This window comes from Nocardia sp. NPDC088792, assembly GCF_044750615.1.
GTDB lineage: Bacteria > Actinomycetota > Actinomycetes > Mycobacteriales > Mycobacteriaceae > Nocardia.
This window is the reverse complement of record NZ_JBIVKC010000008.1, coordinates 231,321-256,256: the sequence shown is the minus strand read 5'-3', so window position 1 is coordinate 256,256 and position 24,936 is coordinate 231,321. Positions and strand designations below refer to the sequence as shown.

At 66.2% G+C, this 24,936-nt stretch carries 16 protein-coding genes; 11 read left to right on the top strand and 5 right to left on the bottom strand.

Annotated features, from left to right (window positions below):
• Positions 1-50 precede the first annotated feature (50 nt).
• Together ACIP5Y_RS43470 and ACIP5Y_RS43465 are read left to right on the top strand one after the other, a co-directional pair.
• Positions 51-1,211 (top strand): hypothetical protein, encoded by a 1,161-nt coding sequence (locus ACIP5Y_RS43470; RefSeq protein ID WP_400359347.1) that lies wholly within the window; start codon positions 51-53, stop codon positions 1,209-1,211.
• Positions 1,212-1,266: 55 nt separating this feature from the next.
• Positions 1,267-3,138: a serine/threonine-protein kinase gene (locus tag ACIP5Y_RS43465; protein WP_400359345.1), complete on the top strand. Its 1,872-nt coding sequence runs from the start codon at positions 1,267-1,269 to the stop codon at positions 3,136-3,138.
• Between the two features lie 51 nt (positions 3,139-3,189).
• Here the strand turns inward: ACIP5Y_RS43465 and ACIP5Y_RS43460 are convergent, their stop codons facing one another.
• Positions 3,190-3,729 (bottom strand): DUF4254 domain-containing protein, encoded by a 540-nt coding sequence (locus tag ACIP5Y_RS43460; protein ID WP_400359343.1) that lies wholly within the window; start codon positions 3,727-3,729, stop codon positions 3,190-3,192.
• Between the two features lie 145 nt (positions 3,730-3,874).
• On the opposite strand from ACIP5Y_RS43460, the gene ACIP5Y_RS43455 reads away from it, so the two are divergent.
• Both ACIP5Y_RS43455 and ACIP5Y_RS43450 read left to right on the top strand, forming a co-directional pair.
• A complete protein-coding gene (locus ACIP5Y_RS43455) occupies positions 3,875-4,714 on the top strand; it encodes a GntR family transcriptional regulator (protein WP_400359342.1) in 840 nt (279 codons plus the stop codon).
• The gene (locus ACIP5Y_RS43450; RefSeq protein ID WP_400359341.1) at positions 4,711-5,346 is read left to right on the top strand and encodes a GNAT family N-acetyltransferase; all 636 of its coding nucleotides are present in this window, start codon (positions 4,711-4,713) and stop codon (positions 5,344-5,346) included. The genes ACIP5Y_RS43455 and ACIP5Y_RS43450 overlap by 4 nt, the downstream gene beginning before the upstream one ends.
• Positions 5,347-5,369: 23 nt before the next feature.
• Here the strand turns inward: ACIP5Y_RS43450 and eccCa are convergent, their stop codons facing one another.
• The 3 genes from eccCa to eccD are packed head-to-tail and all read right to left on the bottom strand — an operon-like array spanning position 5,370 to position 12,373.
• Positions 5,370-9,389, bottom strand: coding sequence for a type VII secretion protein EccCa (gene eccCa, locus ACIP5Y_RS43445; protein ID WP_400359340.1), 4,020 nt, complete (start codon positions 9,387-9,389; stop codon positions 5,370-5,372).
• An 18-nt stretch (positions 9,390-9,407) separates the two neighbouring features.
• Complete coding sequence (gene mycP, locus ACIP5Y_RS43440; RefSeq protein ID WP_400359338.1) at positions 9,408-10,901, bottom strand: type VII secretion-associated serine protease mycosin; 1,494 nt, start codon at positions 10,899-10,901, stop codon at positions 9,408-9,410.
• On the bottom strand, positions 10,898-12,373 hold the full coding sequence (gene eccD, locus ACIP5Y_RS43435) for a type VII secretion integral membrane protein EccD (RefSeq protein ID WP_400359336.1): 1,476 nt from the start codon (positions 12,371-12,373) through the stop codon (positions 10,898-10,900). Before eccD ends, mycP begins: the two co-directional genes overlap by 4 nt.
• 156 nt (positions 12,374-12,529) lie before the next feature.
• On the opposite strand from eccD, the gene eccA reads away from it, so the two are divergent.
• The 7 genes from eccA (at position 12,530) to ACIP5Y_RS43400 (ending at position 23,273) form a co-directional block, all read left to right on the top strand.
• Positions 12,530-14,365, top strand: coding sequence for a type VII secretion AAA-ATPase EccA (gene eccA, locus ACIP5Y_RS43430; protein WP_400359335.1), 1,836 nt, complete (start codon positions 12,530-12,532; stop codon positions 14,363-14,365).
• Between the two features lie 218 nt (positions 14,366-14,583).
• On the top strand, positions 14,584-16,488 hold the full coding sequence (gene eccE / locus ACIP5Y_RS43425) for a type VII secretion protein EccE (protein ID WP_400359333.1): 1,905 nt from the start codon (positions 14,584-14,586) through the stop codon (positions 16,486-16,488).
• Between the two features lie 30 nt (positions 16,489-16,518).
• On the top strand, positions 16,519-17,769 hold the full coding sequence (locus tag ACIP5Y_RS43420; RefSeq protein WP_400359331.1) for a hypothetical protein: 1,251 nt from the start codon (positions 16,519-16,521) through the stop codon (positions 17,767-17,769).
• Positions 17,770-17,777: 8 nt separating this feature from the next.
• Positions 17,778-19,094, top strand: coding sequence for a hypothetical protein (locus ACIP5Y_RS43415; RefSeq protein WP_400359329.1), 1,317 nt, complete (start codon positions 17,778-17,780; stop codon positions 19,092-19,094).
• 113 nt (positions 19,095-19,207) lie between these two features.
• Entirely contained in the window at positions 19,208-20,440 is a 1,233-nt protein-coding gene (locus ACIP5Y_RS43410) for a hypothetical protein (protein ID WP_400359328.1), read from the top strand.
• A gap of 7 nt (positions 20,441-20,447) precedes the next feature.
• Positions 20,448-21,755, top strand: a complete 1,308-nt coding sequence (locus ACIP5Y_RS43405; RefSeq protein WP_400359326.1) for a hypothetical protein — start codon at positions 20,448-20,450, stop codon at positions 21,753-21,755.
• Positions 21,756-21,764: 9 nt separating this feature from the next.
• Positions 21,765-23,273: a serine/threonine protein kinase gene (locus ACIP5Y_RS43400; RefSeq protein ID WP_400359324.1), complete on the top strand. Its 1,509-nt coding sequence runs from the start codon at positions 21,765-21,767 to the stop codon at positions 23,271-23,273.
• Here ACIP5Y_RS43400 and eccB read toward each other — a convergent pair.
• A complete protein-coding gene (eccB, locus tag ACIP5Y_RS43395; protein ID WP_400359322.1) occupies positions 23,270-24,844 on the bottom strand; it encodes a type VII secretion protein EccB in 1,575 nt (524 codons plus the stop codon). The genes ACIP5Y_RS43400 and eccB overlap by 4 nt on opposite strands.
• Between the last annotated feature and the right edge of the window lie 92 nt (positions 24,845-24,936).

Below are 24,936 nucleotides of genomic sequence, written 5' to 3'. Positions count from 1 at the left end.
ATGGTCCTCCGGCCGGGGCGGTGTTAGGTTCTTGGCTCGGAAAGGGGCGTATGTCTTTCGGAGTCAACAGGTTCGCCGCGGTCGTGGTCGGGCTCGCAGTGATGGCGGTTTCGGCAGCCTGTGGTAGTGAAAGCGCACCGGATTACGGTAAGTACCCAGCGCAGCGAATAGCGGGTGACTATGACTCGCAGCCGAGTCGGGCGCGCGGAATTCTGGCGGAGTCGGTGCGGCTCGGCGAGCGTCTGGTCTTCGCCTCCGATGTCGATCCCGATCTGAAAGCAGGTCGTGGCGGTGGTGTGCTGGCCGACTACACCGGGCTGAATTACACGCTGATCCCCGGTGCGCAGGTCGCGGCGGCGAATGCCCATGGCGTGCAGGGAGCTTTCGGTGTCACGGCCGCGGATAAGCCGGGTGCGGACGCGAAGAAGCAGCTGAGCGTTTCGCTGCTCGAATTCCCGGATGATCAGGCCGCCGCGGCGGCGTCGCTGGATATGGAGCGCGCGGATTTCGGGTTGGCCCCCGATAATGCGCCGGTCCTGGTGGATGCCTTCCCGACGGCGTGGGCGCATTGGCGGCCGGGTATTCCCGCGCTGTCGAGCACCTTCGCCTGGAAGTCGTTGGTGATCAGAGTTTCCGCGCAGTTACCGGATCCGGATCTGGGTGCGCTGGTGAACATGGTGACCGTCGCCTATCAGAAGCAGCTGGAACTGCTGGATTCGTTCACGCCGGCCGCGGCGGCCGATCTGGCGGCGCTGCGCCTGGACCCGGATGGTTTGCTGCCCCGGTTGGTGAAGACCGGCGACAGTACCCCGGACCGGCAGAATTTCGCGGTCTACGGCGTCCGTGCCTATTCGCTGCTGGGCGCGGATCCGGCGGGCGATTTCGCGGCTACGTCCGGCGCCGGGCTGGTCTCGATGGCCATGTCCCACAACAATCAGCTTTTCCGCCTCCGTGACGCGGCGGCGGCCCACGATTTCACCGCCTATCTGACCAGCCGGGATTCGGATGCGAATTACGTGCCCCTGTCCGGTGTTTCGGGTGCGACCGCGTGTGCGCAGGCGACCCAGCAGGTTCCCACCCAGCTGACCGCTTACCGCTACCGCTGTTTCGTGGTGCACGACCGATTCGTGGTGCGCGTGTACAGCGCTACGGAATCCGATGTCCGGCAGCTGGCCGCGGCGGAGTCCGCGGTGCTGGCGGACCGCCGGTGAAGCCATCGGCGGACGAGATAAACAGCGGCAGTGACTATTTGGTGAGAGGTACGGCATGAAGGCGCTGGCGCCGCAGGACCCGAAGTGGCTCGGCCGCAATCGCATGATCACGGTGATGGGCCGCGGTGAGATGGGTCAGGTGCTACTCGGTCGTTCGCCGGCCGGGAAGCTGGTGTCGGTCACCCAGATTCATCGGCAGCTGGCGGCGACCCCGGAGTTCCGGGAGCGCTTCCAGCGGGAGATCGACGCGGGCCGGCAGCTGACGGGCGTGTACACGGCCACGGTGGTCGACAGCGATACCGAGACCGAAAGCCCTTGGCTGGCCACGGAATACATTTCCGGCCCGGATCTGGGCACGGTGATCGCCGAATGCGGCCCCCTGGATCTGGGTGGCCTGCGCCTGCTGGCGACCGGTCTCGCCGCCGCTCTGGCGGAGATTCACCGGGCCGGTTTGGTGCACCGTGATCTCGGCCCGAGCAGTGTGCTGCTGACCCCGGAGGGCCCGCGCGTGGTCGGTTTCGGGATCGCCCGCGCCCTGGACGGGGACGCTCCGGCGACCTCCGCCGGTGCGGTAATCGGTTCACCCGCCTATACATCCCCGGAGCAGGCCGAGGGCCGCGGCCCGACCTCCGCGGCGGATGTCTTCTCCATCGGCTCGATCCTCACCATGGCTTCGACCGGCGAGAGCCCCTTCGCCGGCAAGTCCACCCAGCAGATCCTCTACAGCGTCGCGCACACGACACCCCTGACTGCCCGTGTCCCGCAGGGCCTGCGCGACCTGGTGGATTCCTGTATGACCAAGGACCCGGCGGAGCGCCCGACCGCCGACCAACTCCTGAAGGCGGCCGCCCGCATCCCCGCCGAGCCGATCTGGTCCCAGGAGGTGCAGGACTTCATCGTGGCCCATCGCACCGATGCGGAATGGTGGGTGCAGACCACCGAGCGCGAGAGCTCGTATCGGGATCAACTGGAGCACATCGAGACTCGCCGCCGCCGCGTGCTGCGCTGGGCGGGCCTGGGCGCGGTCGCCGTGGTGGCGGTGGGCGCGGCCGCGTTCGGCATAACTCGCTGGGCGGACGATTCGGGCCGGCCCGCGCAGGCGGCGCAGTCGGTGGCCGATCCCGCGCTGGCGCAGGGCGCGTCGGATCTGCGCCTGCTGGATGCCTGCAAACTCCTCGACCTCTCCCTGTCGGGCAAGCTGGGCACCGCCGCCGATCCGCTGCAACCCGAGGGCTTCGGTTGCAGTGGCACTTTCACCGAATCCGGCAAACCGGCCGCGTCGTTCTCCTTGTCGGTCGGTGTGCCACCGTCGAATTCGACCCCGACGGGCAAGACCGTGGCCTGGGCTCCCATGGTGGGCGCCGCCGGTCCCTCCCCGACGTGCGCCCGCGCGGTGACCACCCAGACCGATGACCCGGTGACCCTCCAGTTGTCGGCGGGCGTCGATAGCGGCGATGCCTGCCCGATCGCCGAACAGGCCCTGACCCTGGTCGGTCAGCAGCTGGCACACGCTGTCCCGCAGTCGAACCCGCCCGCGAGCTCGATCCTGCGGCTGGATCCCTGCACGGTCCTGGATCCGGCCGCCGCCGAGGCGGTGTCCGGCGATCCGGGTCTGCACACCTCCACTCCGCACACCTGCACGGTCGACGGCGTGGACGCCTCGATCGAGGTGGCTCTCTTCGAAGGCCGGCGCGTGGACAAGTCGGCGGACCACCCGACGGCGGTGCCGGTCGGGTCGTTCACCGCGTACACGTTGAGCCCTTCGGACAGCCCGCACTGCGAGGTGACCTACGTCGTGCGCCCGACTTCCGACGACCGCGCCGAGCAGGTCGCGGTGGCCGCCCACAATCGCGGCCTGACGCCGGGCGCGTGTGACAAGGCGGAAAAGGTACTGGCCGACGTGATTTCACGGATGCCCAGGCCATAACGAATGGCGGTCCGGGCCGCCCTTGCGCCCGGACCGCACGTTGAGCTTCGGCTACCAGGCGGGGAGCCGCCGGCGTCCCGCGAGCACGTCGCGCACGAGATCGTCGTAGGCATCCGACAATTCGGCCAAATGGTGCCAAGCACCGTGTAGCACTTCATCATTCGCGTCAAGAGTCATCAACGCGTGATGGGCGCGCACCGAGGCTTCGGCCAATCGGTCGATGACCGACCCGACGGTTTCGGTGTGCAGCGTGGCGCCCAGCCGGTGCTGGGGCACGGAGCGCACGATCCAGTCGTCAATGGCCATGACCAATTCGATTCGGCGGCGCTTGTTTTCGATGATCGAGGTGGGATCCGTCTCCGGCCCGACGCCGCCCCGGCCGACCACTCTGCGCTCGTGCAGCACCGCTAGGTCGCTGGCGAACCACAGCAGAGGTCCGCCGATCACCCGGTGTCCGCGACAAGCGCGCAAGAGTAGGTCGGAGGTGGGTAAGAGCCCCGCCGCGAACGGCTGTGCCTCCATGACCGCATACTCAGGGGACACGTCGGGCAATGCCACAACGACCGTGTTTGATGTCTCCGAACCTGCCACGTTGCCTCGCGTTCATCGACGTATAACAACACCGCATTCAGGACGTTCATTACAATAAACCTCGGAATGCGTATGTCAAGCCTTACACGGCAGTAGGGCACCCGGAGTAGACTTCTGAGCCTTGAAGCAACAACCGAGGAGCGAGATGGCGGACGGTCCGAGATATCAACGGATCGCAGACCTCCTCCGCGAGGAGATCCGCGCCGGCAAGTGGGAACCGGGCGATCGACTACCGAGTCACAATGAGCTGGCCGTTCAGATGCAGGTCTCGATCACGACGGCCCGCAATGCGATTCAGCTTCTGGTCGCCGAAAATCTGGTCTACACAGCGACTTCCCGCGGCACGATTGTGCGGAGTCAGGAAGTCCTGGAATCCGTTGTCACCAACCATATTCGCCCGGACCGGCCGCGAGCGGCGCACGATATCTTCGTCGAGATCGCCCGGACCGCCGGTCGCGAGCCGTCCAAACAGTTCAGTGCCCGAATGGAACCGGCCAGTCCGGAGGTCGCGCACTGGCTGGGCGTGGACCAGGACGCATGGGTGGTTTCCCGCACGGTCATGCAGTATCTGGACAACGAGCCCTGGTCGTGGGAGGTGAGCTTCTATCCGCGAGATCTGGCCGAGGCCACCGGAATCGACTGTCCGCACGATATTCCGGAGGGCACGACGCGCCGGCTGTCGGATCGGGGCTTCGCCGAGACGGCGCATCGCGACACCATTGTCGCGCGGCCGGCGACGGCGGAAGAAGCGGCCGTACTCGGAATCGGAGCGGGCACCGTTCTCCTCGATCATTTGCGTATCGGAGCAAATCACGAGCGCATCACCAGAGTGACACGGCACCGTTCCACTGCGGCCCGCAACCGACTGGCTTATGAATTGGGCGATGACCCTGGAACGGACATTATTCGTAAAACCCTGGGCGCACCGTGTCCGCCCGGCAATTCCCATTCATTCGGTAATTCCCTTTTACCCGGCTCGCCATGAAACCGCACCTACGCCGCGCCGACATCGGCGATCTAGGAACCGTCACCCGATTGCGATTGCAACGCACCAATTGGCTGGCGGCACGCGGCAGTGATCAATGGACCCGGGCCGGTCGCGGACTCCCCATCGAGCTCTTCGCCCGGTCCGTGGCCCGGGCCGTGCGCGCCGGCGAGACCTGGATAGCCGAGATCGACGGCGAACCCGCGGGCACCATCACCGTCAATAACCGCGCCGACGAAGGACTCTGGTCCCCCGGCGAACTCGCCGACGCCGTCATCGTCCACTACATGATCGTGGATCTCCGCTTCGCCGGAAACCACATCGGCGAGGCCCTGCTGGCGCATGCGGCCGAGCTGGCCCGCACCGCGCACCGCGGCTGGGTCCGCCTCGACGCCTGGACCACCAACCAGGGCCTGCACGACTACTACCTCCGCAACGGCTTCACCCTGGCCCGTATCGCGGGCCCCGAGGCCACCGGCCCCTCGCGGGCCCTGTTCGAACGCCGCACCGCCAGCTGGCTGCCGCAGCCCGCCGCGATACTCCCCACCGGATACCAGGGACCCATCCAGTTGCACGCTCGCCGAGCGCAATTGCCGAGCGCGCTGACCACGCACCGGGATGTCGTCGGCTGATCGACATCCCGGCGCGCGCTCCGCTACAACGCGGGAACGTCGGCGATCTGGATCATTTCGTCGTCGCTGCCGCGGGACCACAGGATGCCGCGGCCGGGGGGCAGCCGCATGGGGCGGATGTCGCCGATGACCTTGCCCTCGTCCCGGGAGCCGCTCATCAGGAGGGCGGGGACGGACAGGTTCTTCATGGAGCCCAGGACCTGGTCGTAGAGGGCTCGTGAAATGCCGCCCATATTGCGGGAGATGACGACGTGCAGGCCGATGTCGCGGGCCTGCGGGAGCAGTTCCACCAAGGGCCCCAACGGGTTTCCGCCGGCGACGACCATGTCGTAGTCGTCGACGACGACGTAGATCTCCGGGCCCGACCACCAGTCGCGATCACGCAGTTGCTGCGGGGTGATGTCGGAGCCGGGGATGCGTTTGGCGAGGTAGTTGACGACCTCTTTGACCATGCCGCCGCAGGTCTGGGAGGACGTCGAGTAGCCGGCGAGCTGGTCGCCTTCCAGGACGCCGAGCAGGCTGCGGCGGTAGTCGATGAGGATGACGCGGGCCTGGTCGGCGTTGGAGCTCTCGGCGAGGCCGCGAATGATGTTGCGCAGCACCGTCGTTTTGCCGGACTCGACCTCGGAGAAGACCATGAAGTGCGGGTCGCTGCCGAAGTCCAGGACGATCGGCTGCAGTTCGGACTCGCCGATGCCGACGACCACCTTGGTGGGACTCTGCTGAATCCCGTGGCGGCGAGCCAGTTCCAGCACCTGCTCGCGGGGCAGGGTGGCGGGCAGCGTGCGGACCTCGGGCGCCCGGCGGTTGCCCCAGAGGGTCTGCATCTCGGTGCGCGCGGCGGCCACGCCCTCGGCCAGGTTCTGGGCGTCGGTGTCGGAGTCCAGGCGCGGCATGGCGATGAGCATGTGCAGCTGGTCGACGGTGAGACCGCGGCCCGGGCGGTTGAGCGGAACGTTGATGGCGACGCGGCGGCCCATCTCGGAGTCGGAGGGGTCACCCAGGCGCAGCTCGATGCGGGTGCCGATCATGTCCTTGATGGAGGCGCGGAGCTCGCCCCAGCGGTTGCAGCCGAGCACCACGTGGATGCCGTACGAAAGGCCTTGGGCGGCAAGCTGTCCGACGGTCGGCTCCAGCGAGTCGAATTCCTCGCGGACGACCTGCCAGTTGTCGATGACCAGGAACACGTCGCCGAATCGGTCGGCCAGCACCGGATCGTCGGTCTGCCCGGCGGCCAGTGCGGCGTGCTTGCGCCGCCGGAACTCGGCCATGGATTCGATGCCCTGCTGGGCGAAGCGCTCCTCGCGTTCCCGCAGCAGCGTCGCCAGTTCGGCGACGGTGCGGCGCACTCGGTCGACGTCGAGCTTGCTCGCCACCGAACCGACGTGCGGCAGGCCGACCAGGCCCGCCATGGAGCCACCACCGAAGTCGAGGCAGTAGAACTGCACCTGCTCGGGCGTGTGGGTGGCCGCCGCGGCCATGATGATGGTGCGCAGCGCCGTGGATTTACCGGACTGCGGGCCACCGACCACGGCCACATTGCCTTGTGCGCCCGCGAGATTGACGGTGAGCACATCGCGGCGCTGCTCGTAGGGCTTGTCGATGATGCCGATCGGCATCCACAGCTGTCCGTGCCGGTTGACCGGCGAACGCCAGTCCGGATCCGGCAGCAGCATGTCGACGGTCGGGGATTCCTCGAGCGGCGGCAGCCAGACCTCGTGGGCCGGGCGGCCGTGTCCGGTCAGGCGTTTCACGACCACCTGGAGCAGGCTGTCGGGGACGCCTTCGTCGGCAGGCGGGGGCGGAGGGAGCAGATCCAGTGGATCGAGCGGGTTCACCGGTTCGGGAAGTTCCAGCATTTCCACTGACGCGGCGGTGAATTCGCGTGGCGGCGCCTCGGCCACGGAGCGGCCGTCGGCACTCTGCCGGACGGTGCGCGGGGCGACATAGGAGCCCGAGACGTAGGTCGCGTTGAACCGCAACGGATCCGACGCGTCACTCTTCAGGTAGCCGGAGCCCGGAATACCGGGCAGATGGTAGGCGTCGGTGATACCCAGCACGGCGCGAGATTCGTTGGCGGAGAAGGTACGCAGACCGATCCGGTAGGACAGGTGCGCGTCCAGGCCGCGCATCTTGTTCTCTTCCAGCCGCTGCGAAGCCAGCAGCAGGTGTACGTGCAGCGAGCGGCCGAGCCGGCCGATCATGACGAACAGGTCGGCGAAATCCGGCTTCTGCGAGAGCAATTCGGAGAACTCGTCGATGACGACGAACAGCGCGGGCAGCGGGTCCAGTGGTACGCCGGCCGCGCGGGCCTTCTCGTACTCCACGACATTGGCGAAGTTGCCCGCGGAGCGCAGCAGTTCCTGCCGCCGGTTCATCTCACCGGCGAGCGCGTCGCGCATACGGTCGACGAGTGAGAGCTCTTCCTCGAGGTTGGTGATGACCGCGGCCACGTGCGGCAGCGGGTCCATACCGAGGAAGGTGGCGCCGCCCTTGAAGTCGACCAGGACCAGGTTGAGCTGGTCGGGCGAGTGCGTGGTGACCATCGAAAGGATCAGCGTGCGCAGGAATTCCGACTTGCCGGAACCGGTCGCGCCGATGCACAGACCGTGCGGGCCCATGCCGTTCTCGGCCGATTCCTTGATGTCGATTTCGACGGGCGTCCCGTCGGGGGTGATGCCGATCGGCACGCGCAGGCGTTCGCGGCCCGCGCGCGGCCGCCACACCTTGGCCGGGTCGATCTGCGCCGCATCCGGAATCTTGAGCAGGTTCATCAGGCCCGGATCGCTGACCGTGGTGTTGTCGCCGAGGCTGACGATCTGCGCCGCGGTGGCGATGCGGTAGCGAGCGAGGCTGCGCGAGAACGCCTCCGCCTCGGCGAGCATCACCTGGTCGGCATTGGCGAACTTCTCGGTGCCCGCCGCGCTCTTGGCGAACACCTCACCGCCGGCGGCCACCAGTTGCAGCCCGCGCCGCGCGGCGAGGCTGTTCTCGGCGGCGCTGAGGTCGATGACGGTGACCGCGTCCAGCCCGGACTCGCTGATCAAACGCTCACTGCCGCTGACGTATCCGTCGTCGATGACGACCACCAGGTGCTGACGCCCCTGTGTGGGTTGCGGATTGCGCATGAACCGCCCGCGCTCGAGCAGGTCGTCGGAGAGCGCGGTCTCCAGCTCACCGAGCGAGCGGTAGATCATGCGGGCCGCGCCCATGCCGTCGCGCTGGCTCGGATGCTGTACGTGCGGTAGCCATTTCGCCCAGGACCAGGCTTCGCGGTCGGGTTCGGCGGTGACGATGGCGACTCCGACATAGTCGGGTCCGTGGAACGCGGTGAGTTCCATCAGCATCGATCGCACCAGTCCGTGTGCGTCCGCGGCCGGTCCCTCGACATTGATGGCCGGGAACGCGCGCAGCGATACCGCGGTGGGCAGGTGGTGGACCACGGAATGCGTACGCACGAAACGACGCAACGCCACCGTGGAGACCGGTTCCAGGTCTTCCAGCGGCCCGGTTTCCGGTCGCGCCAGTTTGGCGGCGAGCCGATGCGTACCGATGCCGACGCGTACGTGCCCGAAGTCGGGATCGTTGGGGCGGCGTTCCCACATGCGCCGGCTGCCGACGATGGACGGCAGGTCCGTCGGTTCCGGGTGGCTCCAGACCAGCGCCTCCAGCTGCTTCTGCCCGGTGCGCCGGACCTCGCGGCGGGTCTGGTCGAGGTAGCGGAAGTAGTCCTTGCGTTCCTCGTTGAGTTCGGCGGAGCTCTTGCCGCTGCCGCGCTGGCCCATCAGCATGCCGCCCATGCCCATGAGCATCATCAGGGGCATCATCATCATGTACGGGTTGCTCAGCATGGACCGGCCCATCATGGCCATCATCGCCATCATGCCGATCATGGCGACGATCATCACGACCGGCATGAGCTTCTGCATGAGCGGCGCGGAGACCGCGCGCGGGATTTCCGGCGGTGCGGTCAGCGCCATCTCACCGCCGGGGGCGCGTGGCGGGGCGATACGGGGCCGACGCACGAAACCTTCGGTAGCCATGGGTATCTCTCCGGGTTGTCAGGAATCGAGGTCGGGCAGGTCGTCGTCGCGGCGGTGCCGCCGGAAGGGAATCGATATCGCGAGACCGATTCCCAGCGCGGACAGACAGACGAGGGTGCCGATGGTGGCGATCAGTCGCGGGAATCGCGGTGGGCCTGCGGGCTTGTCGGGCATGGGAAAGGCTTGCGGCTTGTCGGCTCCGACGTGGATCGGCAGCTCGGGTTGTTCCGCGGTGAGCGTGTCCGGCGGCAGTTGCGCGGTGAGCGCGGCGACCGGATCGATCAGGCCCGCGCCGATGCGGTCATCGCGGCCGGTGCCGGGCTGATGCGCGGTGAGCATGATCTGGTTCATGATCTGGCGCGCGGACCACTCCGGATTCTTCGCCCGCAGCAGGGCCGCCAGTCCGGCGACCTGGGGTGCGGCGAAGCTGGTTCCGTTGAGGCCGATGGGTTTTCCCTCTTTGTCGACGCCGGTGGCGTTGATCAGCCCGCCGGGTTTGTTGACGTCGAGGGAGACGAGGTCCTGGCCGATGGCCGCGACGCCGACCCACGGGCCGTAGAGCGAGTTGCCGGATGGGTTGCCGTAGGGATCGATCCAGCCCACCGACAGCACGTACTTGCTGAACCAGGCCGGGCTGGAGATCGTTTTCACGTTCTCCCAGCTTGCCTTCGCATTGCTGTACGAACCGTTCTGGGTGCCGCAGCCGGTGCTCTGGTCCAGGTTGCCCGCGGCGACGACCACGACCACATTGTGGTCGAAGGCGTACCGCACGGCGTCGCCGAGCGCATCGTCTCCGGTCCCGCTGCCGGAATCCACTTCGGTGCAGGCCGCTTCGGAGATATTGATGGTCTGGGCGCCCATGTCGACGGCGTGCACCACGGCCGCGGCCAGGGTCAGGCTGGGGCCGTAGCCCTGCTGACTCATGCTGCCCGGGGGTTTGTCGCCGTTCTGGTCCTTGGCCTGGTAGTGATCGCTGAACTGGCGAATGGCCAGGATCTGTGCGTCCGGCGCGACGCCGACCAGTCCGTCGTCGCCGCTGGGTTTGGCGGCGATGATGCCGGCGACAGCGGTTCCGTGGCCGTCGCAGTCCTCGGTACCGTCACTGCCGGAGACGAAGTCGCCGCCGGGTTGGATGTCGAGCCTGGGGTTCAAGCCCACGCCTGTATCGATGACCGCGATCTTCTGTCCCGCGCCCTTGTTGTTCGGCAGCGGGTTGGCCTGCCAGACCGCGGGCAGGTCGAGAACCTTCTGTGCGACCGCCGGATCGCGCGGCACGACGTTGTTCTTCAGGAACCACGTGCTGCCGCACTCGATCTTCTTGTCGGTGGGGCCCAGTGGTGCGGGCTTACCGGCGATGGCCTGCGCGTCGCCGAGGTGCTTGTAATCCGGGTCGGGCTTCAGGACGGTCGCCATCGGCCGGGCGTCCGCCGTGGCCTGTGGACCCAGCAGTGCACCACCGAGTACCGCTGCCGCACACAGTGTTCGCGCCCAGTTTCCGGGACGCGCGCTCATATGTTCCGGGCCGTCGAGTAGACGTCCATGATCCACAGCACCAGCGGGATGATCGACACGATGAGGCCGTATTCGAAGATCTCGTTGAAGCGCCGGGTCACCGGGGTGGCCTGGATGTGTGGTCCGATCACGCCGAATCCGATGGCGCCCACCGCGAATGCCAGCAGCAGCCCGGCCGAGACCAGCAGCATGCCGTCATCGGACAGGGCGAGCAGCACCGCGAGGGCGACGAAAGTGACGCAGCCGCTGACGATCAGCGTGGCGGCCTGGGTGAGATCGGCGAACGAGCGGCCGCGCAGGCACAGGATGATGGAGATCACGATCGCGAGCGCGATGCCCTGCCAGCGATGGGAGTGCAGCGGGTCGGCCGCGCCGATCGCGCCGGCGACCGCGCCGATGGCACTGCCGAATACGATGCCGGCCTGGAACTGATTGGCGGTGCGGGCGCGCTGCCCGAGTCCGTGCGCGGATGGCAGTACGGTCGCGCCGATGGCGCCGATGCCTTCGATGGTGGGCCGGGGTTCGTGGTCGGCCGGGTCGATGGCCTCACCCGCGGTGGGCACGGGCGGCACGGGCAGCCGGGCGAGCATGGCGGCGAGCCGCGGCACCATGGACAGCACGACTATCGAGGCGACCATCACTCCGGCAGCCACTTTCGGCAGTCCGGCGTCCCAGATCATGCGGACGGCCGCGCCGATGCCGGATAGCAGCACGACGGTGACGATGGCCGCGATCACCGCGGCGCCCGCCCCGATGATGCGATATCCGACCACCGCGAGCAGCAGCGTGGCGGCGGCGCCGAGCATGAGGTGTGGGCTGCCCAGTGTTCCGGGCACCGCCAGTGTCGCGCCGCCGAAGGTGAGCAACAGCATGCACAGTGTCAGTACGGTCGCGGTCTGCTCGTCGGCGTATTTGCGCATGGCGATGGCGGCGGCGACCAGTGCGGCGAGGGCGCCGGCCAGTAGCAGCGGCGGCGCCACGAATTTGTCTCCGCCGGACCGCGAGAGCAGGCCCAGCAGTACCGCGAAGACCACGGCGACCACGCCGCCCACCAGTCCGGTCCAGCGGGCGGCGCCCGCCGACCAGCTGCGGAACTCTTCGGCGGTCAGCCGGGAGACGGCGTCGATGACGTCGTCGAAGAGCGCCGGGGCTTCCTTGGCGGAAACCGATCGGAGTACCAGCAATTCGCCGTCGTAGATCTCGGCGTCATTGAGGGTCTGGCTGGGCGCGATCATGTCGCGTCCCAATTTGGCCAGTGTCCAATGTTGCGACTGGAGTGGCGTTCCGCCCTCTTCGCCGCCTATGGGATCCGGGTTGCGGGATTCGATGAGGCGTACCAGATCACCGATGAACGCGGCGATCGGCACGTTGGCCGGCAGCCCGACGTCGAGCTGGGTATTCCCCCCGATGACGGACACTCGGCACAATTCGGGCTCAGCGGCCCGCGAGCCGCTGATCGACTGTGCTGTCACTTGCTGAACTGCTCCCCTGTAGCTCTCAACAGTTGCCCGCCCAGGGCGGTTAACCATAATGTATCCGACTGTCCGCAGCTGTGCGATCACACCGGTGTGGGTGGGGATTGTGAACGAAAGACCAGCCAGGTTCGACGAATTCGGGGTTCGACTAGGATGATCGACACTCGCCAGGCACAACGCGCCTTCGATGCCGGAGTGCTGTCACTGGGGTTGAGCATCGAGGGCCAGGAATCGAACCGGGACCTCGACTACGCGAAACTCGCCTTTCAGCGCGCCACCGAGTGGGACCCGACCATGGCCGACGCCTGGCTCGGCCGGGCCGCCGCCGGTGAGGTCACCACGGATGTTCTGTCCAACCTCTACAAGTGCAGCACGGTCTCGCTGGGCCGGGAACAGCGCCGGTTGGGGCTGTCTTCGCGGATGCTTGCCGGACGTTTCCTGCCGGGCCTCTACATCGACTACCCGCTGGCGAGTTTCACCGAAATTCACCTGGCGTGGGCCGCGCATCTGATCGCCGAGAAGCAGTACGACGATGCGCAGCACGTGCTCGACGAGCTCGAAAAGCACCGCCGGGCGCGGGCTTCGGAGCCGGATTTCGAAATCGACGGCCGCATCATCAAGTACGTGCGCGGGATCCTGCACTACAACACCCAGCGCTGGCCCGATGTGATGACGGTGCTGGCGGGGTCCGCGGAGTGGGAAGATCCGTATCTCGCCGCGGGTGCGCATGTGATGGTCGGCACATCGTGTGCGCAGCTGGGTCTGTTCGGTGAGGCGATCCGCCGCATGGAAGCGGCCGAGGCGGGCCCGATTCCGGCGGCGCGCACCGCGGCCATGTTCTGCCGCGGTCTGTGCCTGCGCGAGAACGGCCAGTCCGAGGAGGCGCAGGCGCTCTTCGAGAACGTGTATTCGCAGGCGCCCAATTTCGACGCCAATACCGCGGCCATGCGCGACCGCACCTACCGGATCACGCTCACTTCCAAAGAGGTGATCGAGGCCCGCACCGACAAGTGGGATCCGGCGTCCGCGCCCTCGCTGGAGGAGAAGCAGGCCGCCGAGCACGAGGACCGTGCCAAGGAAGTACTCGCGCAGGCGCGGGCCGAGCTGGACAAGCAGATCGGTTTGGCGGCGGTGAAGACCCAGGTGGCCAAGCTGCAGTCGAGTGCGCAGCTGGCGAAGATCCGGGCGGAGAAGGGACTTTCGAGTTCCGCTCGTGGTCAGCACCTGGCGTTCACGGGTCCGCCCGGAACCGGTAAGACCACCATCGCGCGGGTGGTCGCCAAGATCTATTGCGGTCTGGGCATTCTCAAGACCGACAAGGTGGTCGAGGCGAAGCGCTCGGATTTCGTCGGTCAGCACCTGGGTTCGACGGCCATCAAGACCGAGGCGCTGATCGATACCGCCATGGACGGCGTGCTGTTCATCGATGAGGCGTACACGCTGATCCAGACCGGTCTTTCGGGTGGGGACGCCTTCGGCCGCGAGGCCGTGGACACCTTGCTGGCGCGCATGGAGAACGATCGCGAGCGGCTGGTGGTGATCATCGCCGGCTACGACGGCGAGATCGACCGCTTCCTGGCCGCCAATGACGGTCTGTCCTCCCGCTTCGCCAAGCGGCTGCAATTCCCGTCCTACACCGCCGAAGAGCTCGGTCAGATCGGCAAGGTGGTTGCGACCAAGCGGGATTCGGAGCTGTCGGAGGGCGCGCTGGCGGCGCTGGTCGAGACGTGCACGCGACTGTACGAGCTGGAGAGCACCGATCAGAGCGGGCAGCCGCGCCGCGGTGTCGACCTGGCCGGCAATGGCCGCTTCATTCGTAACCTGATCGAGGCCGCCGAGGAAGAGCGTGAATTCCGGCTGGCCAATGATGAATCCATCGATCTGAGCGCAGTGGACGAGTCGGTACTCATGCGGATCGAGGGCCCCGATATGAAGGCCGCGCTGAGCAGCCTGCTCATTTCACTGGGCCTGTCGTCGGCCGCCGGCTGAGAGGCTACTGAACTGTGAACGACTTTCCGCGGGGTGGAGCCGGCAACTACGGGCCGGGCGGAAATGGTGCGGATCCATACGGCGGGAGCCCCGGCTATCCGCAGGGTGGGCGGCATGGTTTCCCGCCGCGCCACCAGGGTGGTCACGACCAAGGTGGTTACCCGCAGGACGTGCCGCCGCAACGGCCTGCCGACCTATCGCCGCAACGACCCGGTGGTATGCCGCCGAACGGATCCCGCGACTTCGAACAGGGCGGATCGGGCGAGCTACGACCGGATACGGACGACGGCCGCGCGCCGGGTGGTGTCGCGCTGGCGGCGCCCCCGCGCCCCGCTCCCCCGCGCTCGGCGACGCGGGTGACCGAACCGGCCGCGCATCGTGCCGCCGAGCCGGCCGCCGCGGGGATCGAGTTGCGCGCGGACGATCTGTGGCTGCTCCGGAATCTGCCGCTGCGGCTGGTGGTTCCGGTGGCGTTGATCGGGGTGGCGGCTTCGCTGGTGGCGGTCGGCATGCACACGCAGTGGTGGGCGGCGCTGGTGGCCGGGCTGGTGCCCGTGCTCATCGGTCTGGCCCCGATCGGCGGCATCCCGGTGGGACTGCGGATCGGGCGCTGGGTCGCGTATCGCTGGAAGCAGGCGCGGCGCAAGGCTTTCGATGAGAACGCCGTGGTCGACGTGCCGATGCCGGACGGTGGCAGCTGCGGATTGCGCTGGGACGGCACGCTGCTGACCACCATGCTGCGCATCGACCCGCCGCCGGACACGCTGACCCTGCTGCGCCGTGGCTCGCTGAGCACCGACCAGCTGCTTCCGCTCGACGAGATCGCCGCCTGCCTGCGGCAATACGATGTCGAGCTGCATTCGGCGGACGTGATCAGCAGCGGCACCCGCACGGCCAGCACCGAGGCCGTGATCTCCGGCTATGCCGCGAGCATCGCGCCGCTGGGCCGCCTCTACAACGAGATCCTCGGCCCGCTGCCGGCCATCGCGCATCGCACCATGTGGCTTATCCTGCGGTTGAACCCACTCGACAATGCGAAGGCGGTCGACAATCGCGGCGGCGGTCCGGAGGGCGCGCTGCGCTCGGCGCTGGTCGCCACCCGCCGGGTCGCCAATCGGCTGGCGGGGCACGGCATTACGGCGTCGGTGCTGACCACCTCGGAGATGACGGCCGCGCTGCGTGAGCTGACCCGCGGCATTCCGGTGGGCGAGCTCACCGAGCACCCGGACAACCTGGAGCACAACGGGATTCACCTGACGAGCTACCAGATCGACCCGCAGCTGTTCAATTCCGATGGCCTGGCCAAGATCTGGGCGGTGCGCAGTCTCGCCACCACGGTGACCGTGCGGCTGCAGCCGGTGGCGGAACCGGGCGCGAAGCCGGGTCAGCCCGCGGGCATCATCGAGGTGGATGCCCGGGTCCGCTACGACACTCCGTATGAGCTCGGTGAGCCGCCCGTCGCGGGTCTCAAGGAGCTGCCGCGCCGCCAGATGTGGGCGCTGATGGACATTCTGGTCTACGGGGCGCAGGAGATTCGTCCCAGCGGCTATCGCGGTCCGGTGGACGTGCTCACCGATATCGCCATGCCCACCGCGGGGTGCGGTCAGCTCATCGGTGCGGATGCCACCGGCAGTGGTATCGCGGTGCCGCTCATCGGTGTCGGTTCGCGGCGCATCGACATCATCGCCGATCTGGAACTGGTGCAGCAGGTCATCCTGCGCGCCATCGCCTTGGGTGCGGGCGCGGTCGTGCATACCGCGCGCCCTTGGGCCTGGCAGGGCATGGTGACGAATATTGCCGCCCCGCACGCGCTTTCGCTGGCTTCCTCGGTCACACACAGTTCCCGTGGCACCACGGTGACCGGCCGCCTGCCGCATCCGGCCGCCACCGTCATCGTCTTCGACGGCGTCCCGTCGAGCGCTCCTCCCGGTTCGGCGACCGTGGTCACGGTGCACGAGGCGCTCTCCCCCGATTACGAGCCCGATGCCGACGTGACCATCGTCCAGCATCCGAACGCTCCGCACACGGTCACCGTGCACACCCCCGCGACCACCACTACCGCCCAGCTGGTCACCACGCCGGCCGAGCAGCACTACCTGAGCGGGGCCACGGCCCGGCGCTGATTTACTGATTTACAGGGGGGATCCGCACATATGCGTCACCACACAGGCCGATTACCGTCGGCCCGATTCGGGCTGCGCGCTACCGCCGCGGCCATCCTGCTGTTCTCGGCCCTGGCCGCGACCGGCTGCGGATCCGATTCCCATTCGCCGGGGGATCAACCGGTCGACCTGAGCAAGCTGGACACCGGCAACTATCAGACCAAGCCGCAGGACTTCGTTCCGAAGGATGCGGCGACAGCGGCGCGCACGGCCGAAGCGCTGCGGCTCGGCGACATCATGCCGCTGCCCATGGAGATCGACCCGGCGTTGACCAACCATGCGTTCGGCGAACATGTTCTGCTGACCGGGGACTCGTACGACGGCTGGGTCGACAGCGATCACTTCGGCACCGACGCGCCGGGTTACGTCACCGGTTTCGCCACCGCCGCGGAGACGACACCGGTCTCCGGGATGTACTCGCTCAGCGATACGGTCATGATCTTCGACAGCGACGCCGACGCGACCAATGCCGCCGGTGCCCTCGCCCGGAGCGGCCTCGATCTGAAATCGCTGCAAACCGGGGACCCCTCGGCGACAGCGCAGTCCCCGCAGTCGACTCTGCATCCGAGCGCTCAGATCCGGTGGTCTCCGGAGGAGCAGGCTCTGGCGTCCTGGTACCCGACCGGCCGATTCATCATCTTCACCCTGATCCACCGTGGTGAGAACGCCTACCTGCAGGACTACTGGCATATCGCGGCCGACCCCGCGCCACTGGCGCTGGCGGACAAGGCCATCGACCTCACGGCGGACCGGCTGAAGTCCTTCCAGGCGACGCCGCCCGACAAGCTCGCCGGTTTGCCGCTCGATCCCGATGGCATGCTGCGGCTGACCCTGCCGCGTCCGGACGGCGATCAGACTGCCAATGCGTTCACCGGGACCCTGGACGGGCACGGTGCACTGCACGCTGAGGACGATCCGAACGTGGCCCCCGCGCTGTTCGAGAAGGCGGGCATCGACAGGGTGAGTTACGGTGCGGGGCAACTCAATCGGGCCCGCGATGCCGACTCGGCGCGGGCCTACCTCGACGCGGCGTTCATCGACCGGTTCCGGCATCCGATCGCGCCGCCGCCGGGACTGCCGAATGCGACCTGCACCCAATACCGCGGCCCCGACCCGCACAGGTTCCCCTTCGACTGCCATGTGGTCGTCGGGCGGTACGTCGCATCGGTGTGGTCGCAACAACAGCAGGACGTGTATCAGCGGATCTCCGCGCAGTACGCCATCCTCGCCAACGGCAAGTAGGGGGAATCGTGAAGAGTCCTTACGCTCGACGTTCCGTCGGCAGAACGGTATTCGGCGCGCTCGCCGTGGTCCTGGCCGCGGCCGCGCTCACGGGTTGTGGCAGTGCGGTATCCGGAACTCCGGCGGCGGGTGAGATCGATGTCCGGAAACTCGCCGTCGGCAACTACCCGACCGATCCGCTCGACGTCCGCATGGAGAACAACTTCGGCACGGACACCGGCGAATCGGGCGCCCTGGCCAGGCTGGCGGACAGTGTTGTCACCGGGCCGGACGTCGACCCGAAGTTCAGCCACAATGTGCTGTCGCTGTATCTGAGGTCGTCGGAATCGGCGAAGTATTCCTCGGTGCTGGCAGGTGCGGTGCAACCCGTATTAGACGGCAACGGAATGATGTTCGGCTATTCCGCGGCCGCGAGCACCCACGCCTTGGTCAAGTCCGCCGGATTCCCCGACGACGACACCTTCAACCCCTTCGCCGGCGCCCAGGGCGACCCGGACGCGACCTCGTTCAATGTCACAGTGCTGCAGTTCCCGGATGCGCAGCAGGCGCAGACGGCCGCAGTACAGATGGAGGCGGCCGACTTCGCGGTGGCGGCCGACCAGAACGTCCACGTCACACTCGACAAGCAGCCCGACGCGAAAGCGCACTGGCGGCCGGGCATTCCATCGCTGGCAGCCACCCTCGCCCACGGTGGGTACGTCGTGAACGTCTATGTGGCGCAACCCAGCCCGGACCTCGACGGTCTACGGAAGTTCGCCGATCAGGTTTTCGCGGCACAACTACCGCTCCTCGACCAGGCACCCGCCTTGTCGGCGCGCGATATCTTCCGCATGCAATACAACCCCGACCCCATGTTGCGCCGCACCCTGCACCCCAACCAGTATCTGGACCTCGACGCCTTCACCGAAATCACCCACACCGCACGTGGTTACCTGCATTACGTGGACGATCAGGCAACCGTGAAACGCCTCCTCGAAGACAGCGGCGTCGACCTGGTGTCCACCGCCAAGAAGGGCGGCCTCCTGTTCCGCGCCCGCGACGCCAAGTCCGCCACCACCCTGTCCTCCGGCATCGACAAGCTCCTCCCCGGAGCCACCGACCCACCCGCGGGCGTCCCCGACGCGGCCTGCATGGAAAACCCGAACCCCAAGTCCGGCTTCTCCATGGACGTCGACGGCTACAACGCCTGGAACGCGGAGAACAAGTACACCTGCACCGTGCACTATGACCGCTACGTCGCCCGCGTCGCGAGCAACCAGCTGATCGACGCACAACAGAAGGCGGCAGCGCAGTACGCGGTCCTCGCCAACAGCCAGGCGCTGTGAGAAGCGCCGCAGGCGATCGGCAGGTGCGGCCCCTACATCAACCGCCCAGTACACTCTGCACACCAGAAGCAAGGCATAGCAGGCAATTCGGTATCGGCGGGGGGATGTTCGTCATGCGTTACAGCTATGGCCGACTACGGTCGGCCCGCATCCGGCTGCGCGCGGCAGGCGCAGCGGTGCTGGCGGTTTCGGTGCTGGCCGGCGCGGGGTGCGGGTCCGAATCCCATGCGGCCAAAGAGCAAACGATCGATCTGAGCAAGCTCGATACCGGTAGCTATGCGACCAAACCGAAAGACGCGACCACCTCGGATCCGGCGGCGACCGGCCGTGTCCTCGAGGGCGTGCGGCTCGGCAACGTCCTTCCGCTCGCCTCCGAGATCGACCCGACTCTTTCCCACAGCGCGTACGTCACAAATCTCTTCACCGACGCCAACTCGTACGACGGCCTCCTCAAGACCGACCATTTCGCCACTGACACACCGGGATTCATCACGGGCTTCGCCACCAGCGGGCGGCCCTCTACAGATGGATTCCTCGGCTCCACCCTTTACAACGCCGTCATGATTTTCGACAGCGATGCCGACGCCACATCCGCGGCAGCCGCTCTCGCGCACAGCGGCTTCGCGCAGAGCAACATAGTGGTCGAGCCGCTGCAATCGGACCAGCATCCGGCCGCCCAAATCATCTGGACAGCCAGCGAACAGATGCTCGCCTCCTGGTATCCGACCGGGAGATTCGTCATCTTCACCATGATCGATCAGGTCGAGAACCGCGTTGTCGACAACAACTTCAAACTTGCACCCGAGCCTCCGCAACTAGCTTTGGCCGATAAGGCCATTGACGTCACTGTCGATCGGTTGAAGAAATTCCAGCCGACACCGCCTGACAAACTCGCCCAGCTACCGCTGGACCCCGACGGCATGAGGCGATTGACATTGCCACGCCCGCCGGGAGACCAGACCGAAAATGCTTTTACCGGAACGCTCGACCGGCATGGGGCGTTGCACACGGTGGGGGACACCGCGAAGTATCAAGCACTGTTCGACCGAGCGGGTGCCGATGCCTATAGCTTCGGTGCGGGATACCTGATTCGAACCAGGGACACCGCGTCAGCCCAAACATTCCTCGACACCGGATTCGCCTCCAAGTTCAGACATCCGATCGACCCGCCAACCGGACTCCCTATCGCACAGTGCACCAACTATCACGGTCCCGACGACACTTCGGCCCCGTTCATATGTAGCTTCGCCTACGGACGGTATGTCGCAACAGTGTGGTCTCGGCAGAAGCAGGATGCGTATCAGCGAATATCCGCGCAGTACGCCATCCTGGCTAATAACAAGTAGGGGGACCATGAAGAACCTCGGAACTCGCTGCTCATCTGGCAGAACAGTTTTCGGTGCGCTGACTGTTCTTCTGGTCGCGGCCTCGCTCTCCGGATGTGGAGGCCAGACAACAGGCACCGCGGTAGCGAGTGAGATCGATGTGCGGAAACTCGCTGTCGGCAACTACCCGACCGATCCGTTCGACCTCCGAGAGGCTTACCAGCATGACGGTTCCGGCGGCAAGGCCCTGGCGCAGACGCGGCTCGCCGACCATGTAGTCATCGGTGCTGATGTCGACCCGAAGTTCAGCCACAATGTTCTCGGCGGCCGGCTGGACCCGACGAGCGCGGAGTTCTCCAAAGTGCTGGCCGGTGCGGTTCAACCGGTGTTGGCCAGCAACGGCATGATGTTCGGCTTTTCTTCCGCCTCGAGCACCCGCCCGGTACCGAAGTCGACCGCTCACGATCGCTCCGGCAACTTCAACCCGTTCGACGGTGCCGAAACCGATCCTGAAGCAACCGTTTTCAACGTCACTGTGCTGCAATTCCCGGACCAGCAGCGAGCACAGGCCGCCGCCGATCAAATGGAGGCTGCCGACTTCGCGGTAGCCGCCGATCAGAACGTCCATATCAGCCTCGACAAACAACCGAACGCGAAGGCCCATTGGCGGCCCGGCGTTCCGTCCATGGCAGCCACACTCGCATATGGCCAGTATGTAGTGAATGTCTATGTGGCACAGCCGAAACCTGACCTCGACGGCTTGCGCAGCTTCGAAGAGCAGGTCTTCGCGGCGCAATTGCCTCTCCTCGACCAGGCACCCGCATTGTCGCCCCACGAGATCTTCCGGCTGGACTACGACCCGGACGATATGCTGCGCCGGACGCTACACCCAAGGGATGTAGCCAAACCCAATGTGAAAAGCGAAGCGACCCGTACGGCTAGGGGCTACCTCCACCTTGTGGATGATCAGACGACTTGGAAGCGGCTTCTGGACGACAGCGGCGTCGATCGCACATCCACCGCAAGCTACGGCGGACTACTGTACCGAGCGCGCGACGCCAAGGCCGCAACCCAGTTGTGGTCCGGAATCAACGGCACCACCGCCAAGTCCGTAGACGCACCCGCCGGTGTCCCGAACGTCTCGTGCGCTGTTGTGCCCACAGATGACGTCGATGTCTTGCGTTTTCAGTACGACATCCCGGAAACGGACACCGCCTACCTCTGCACCCTTCACTACGACCGCTATGTCGCGCGTGTGGCCAGCCCGCAACTAATCGACGCGCAGCAGAAGGCCGCAGCACAATTCGCCCTGCTGGCGAATAGTCAGTACATGTGAGGATTTAGGATGAACATCGGACCGGGCACCATCGTCCGCGGCTACCGTATCGAGCGCGAACTCGGAGCGGGCGGCATGGGTACGGTGTATCTGGCCAGGCATCCAGAACTGCCGCGCTGGGACGCCCTCAAGGTGCTCAGCCCGCAGTTCAGCCAGGACGCCGAGTATCGAGCGCGGTTCGAGCGCGAAGCGAATCTCGCTGCGGCTCTGGACCATCCGAACATCGTCTCGATCTACAATCGCGGCGAGGACAACGGTCAGCTGTGGATTGCCATGCAGTACGTCAACGGCATCGACGCGGCCGCTGCAGCCGAACGGGATCCACGCTCGATCACGCCGTGGCGTGCACTCCACATCGTCACTGAGGTCGGACGGGGTCTGGACCACGCACACCGCCGGGGTCTGCTGCATCGGGACATCAAACCCGCGAATTTCTTGCTGTCCATGGACGACAACGGCGACGAACGGGTGCTGCTGACCGACTTCGGCGTCGCGAAGTCCACAGAGGACGCCAGCGAACTCACCCAGGCCGGTGGCTTCGTAGCAACGATCGCCTACGCTTCACCCGAGCAGTTGAGCGGATACCGGCTCGATCATCGTGCCGACATCTACGGCCTCGCGTGCTCGTTCTTCCGGTTGCTGACCGGCCAGAATCCATATCCGGGAACGCAACCGGCGATCGTCATGATGGGTCATCTCAACGAGCCGCCCCCGCGTGCTACCGCGATCGATTCCACCCTGCCGCCCGCCGTGGACGAGGTACTCGCCGTCGCTCTGGCGAAGAACCCTGCGGAACGGTTCGACACCTGCCACGAGTTCACGACGGCTCTGAAATCCGCGCTCGAATATGGTGTTTCCGGTCTGTCCATGCAGACCGTGCCGCACAACAGGCACGCTCCGACCGCCTCGCCACTATCGCCGGCGCCTGTCGTACCCACGAAATCCCGTGCACGCAAACGTGCCTGGCTCATCGGTGGAGTCGCCGCGACGGTTATCGCCTTGGCTGCGGGTGTGGGCATCTGGGCGACTCAGCATGGCTCCACGGCCTCCGCGACGGGCAACCCGATGGTCGATGCTCGCGCGCAGAACCCCGCCTTCAGCGGCAAATACATTGTGATCATGGATATCTCGGGCACCAGCGGCTATTCCGCGAACATGGATATCCAGCTCAAACCGGGACCTCAATCGAAGTTCCTCGAGGACTTGGGCTTTACCTACAATCCCAACTTTCTGCGCAACGGCGATGAGCCGAACCCCCGGCCCATTGCATCGGGTGCTGATACCCAATTCAACGCGTTGCAGAGCGTCAACTCCGGCTATCTCCTTGCCGTTCGGAGCGATACCGATGCCGGCGGCGGCGGTCTGGTGAATCTTCCCTCGTCCGTCGCCGCGACCAAGGCGTCCGTGATCGTCCTCGACGATCCGGCCGCAGTCACCGCGATACGTCAGTGGTCGGACAGCTCCGAACAAGTCTTGCGCGACAAGCTGTTGCCGATCCTGCGCAAGAGCGTCAATTAGGTTCCGTTCTTCGGTTCCTGACCGCACGGCGTGTCACAGCGCGGTGGCAGCGTGTCCCAGCTCTTCAGTGCGTCTTGCTGAGAGAGCGTGGGGCCTGGAACCAGCTTGTTGACGATCTCCGTCGGCGCCAGATGGGGTTGGACACCCAGACCGAGCTTCTGAGCCGTATCGAGATCAGGGATGCCGTATCGGATTCCGTTGTCCGCGATGTAGAACAGATTCCCGCGTACGGGGCTACCCGGTTCGATGTTGGTTGTACGCACGAATTCTCCGGTGGAGGGCGCGACAAACACGCTGTCGACCCGATCGCCACCAGGTCCGTCTGCGGTGGCCAAAGGGACCGGAAGTTGTGAGTCGCTCAGTGGCCAGCGGGTTCCCACCAACAACTGCACGGTCGCCCAGTCTGCGGGACCTTCGGTCGCATCCGCCTGATCCTTGCCGAGACCGTTCTTCTTCGCCCAGGTGATGCAGGAAACAGGGTTGTCCGACGCGGAAATGATCTTCGGCGCGATGCTCGGAAAGTCATCGACCGGCAGCCCGCCGTCGTCGGTCGCATGGATGACGGGCACGCCCGCGACCTGGTCCGGTGTGACGGTCTGGAAGTCGTCCATCCCCTGGGAGTTCGCGGAGCTGATGATCTGGGCCGTGAAAGTGGAAATGAGCTGCCGACCGTTCTGCAATACGACATACAGATCGGATCGGCCCGAACCGTCCAGCGCCGCAACCTTGATGATGCCGCCGACCTTCACACCATTCAGTCGACCCGGGCCGTTTTCACCGGCATGCGGGATCGTGGGGGCGACCAGCGGAGCCACATGCCGTGCCGCGCCCAGCAAGTTGTCCGAAATCGGTCTCTTGTTGGACAGATCGAGCACCCGCGCGACGGCATCCTGCGTTATGCCGTCATGCTGCGGATTGACCTCGGCGATCTTGCCGTCGTAGAGCAGATAGGTGTGATCCTGCTTCTTCGCGAGCACAGCCGTGCCGGCATCGGCCGGCTTGATGTGCTCATTGAGCTGCAGGCTTCCCGCGATGATGGTGGTCTCCGCCCCCGTAGAGGATGCCGAACCACCGGATGCGGAAAGCGGAATCTTGTCGCACAGCGTCCACTGGGACCGCTGGCCTTGTCCGGTGCCGGGCAAGGCGGCTGGTACGCCGGGGATCCCACGGATCGGGCCACGCGGGATCGAGTTGAGTTTGCTGTCCTTGACCGACCTCGGATCTTCACTGGTGCCCGAAATCAACCGCGCCGACGCGAGATTCAGCGTCGGGTACAAGGTCATCTTGTTCTTGTCGTTCTTGTCCCGCACAACGACATAGAGGGCGCCGCTGTCCTTGCCCATGATGATGTTCGCGTCACCGATGGAGCCCTGTGGGCGAATGAACGCCATGATTGCCGCGCCCGCGACGACGAGCATCGCGATGATCGCACCGGAGATCAAGGATCGGAACTGCGCCCGCATTGGATCGTGCAGCATCCGCACATCGCGACGGACCAACGCGTGATCCAGTCTGCGCAGCAGAAAGCGGTACCCATTGACCTGGGCACGGGTGGTCAATTGGGCTGGCACTAACCAAATCCTCCGTCGAACCGGGAACTACGGGCACGTAGATTACTGGGTGTCAGCCGCCGACAGCGCACCCCTCCTAGGCGGAGGAGTGC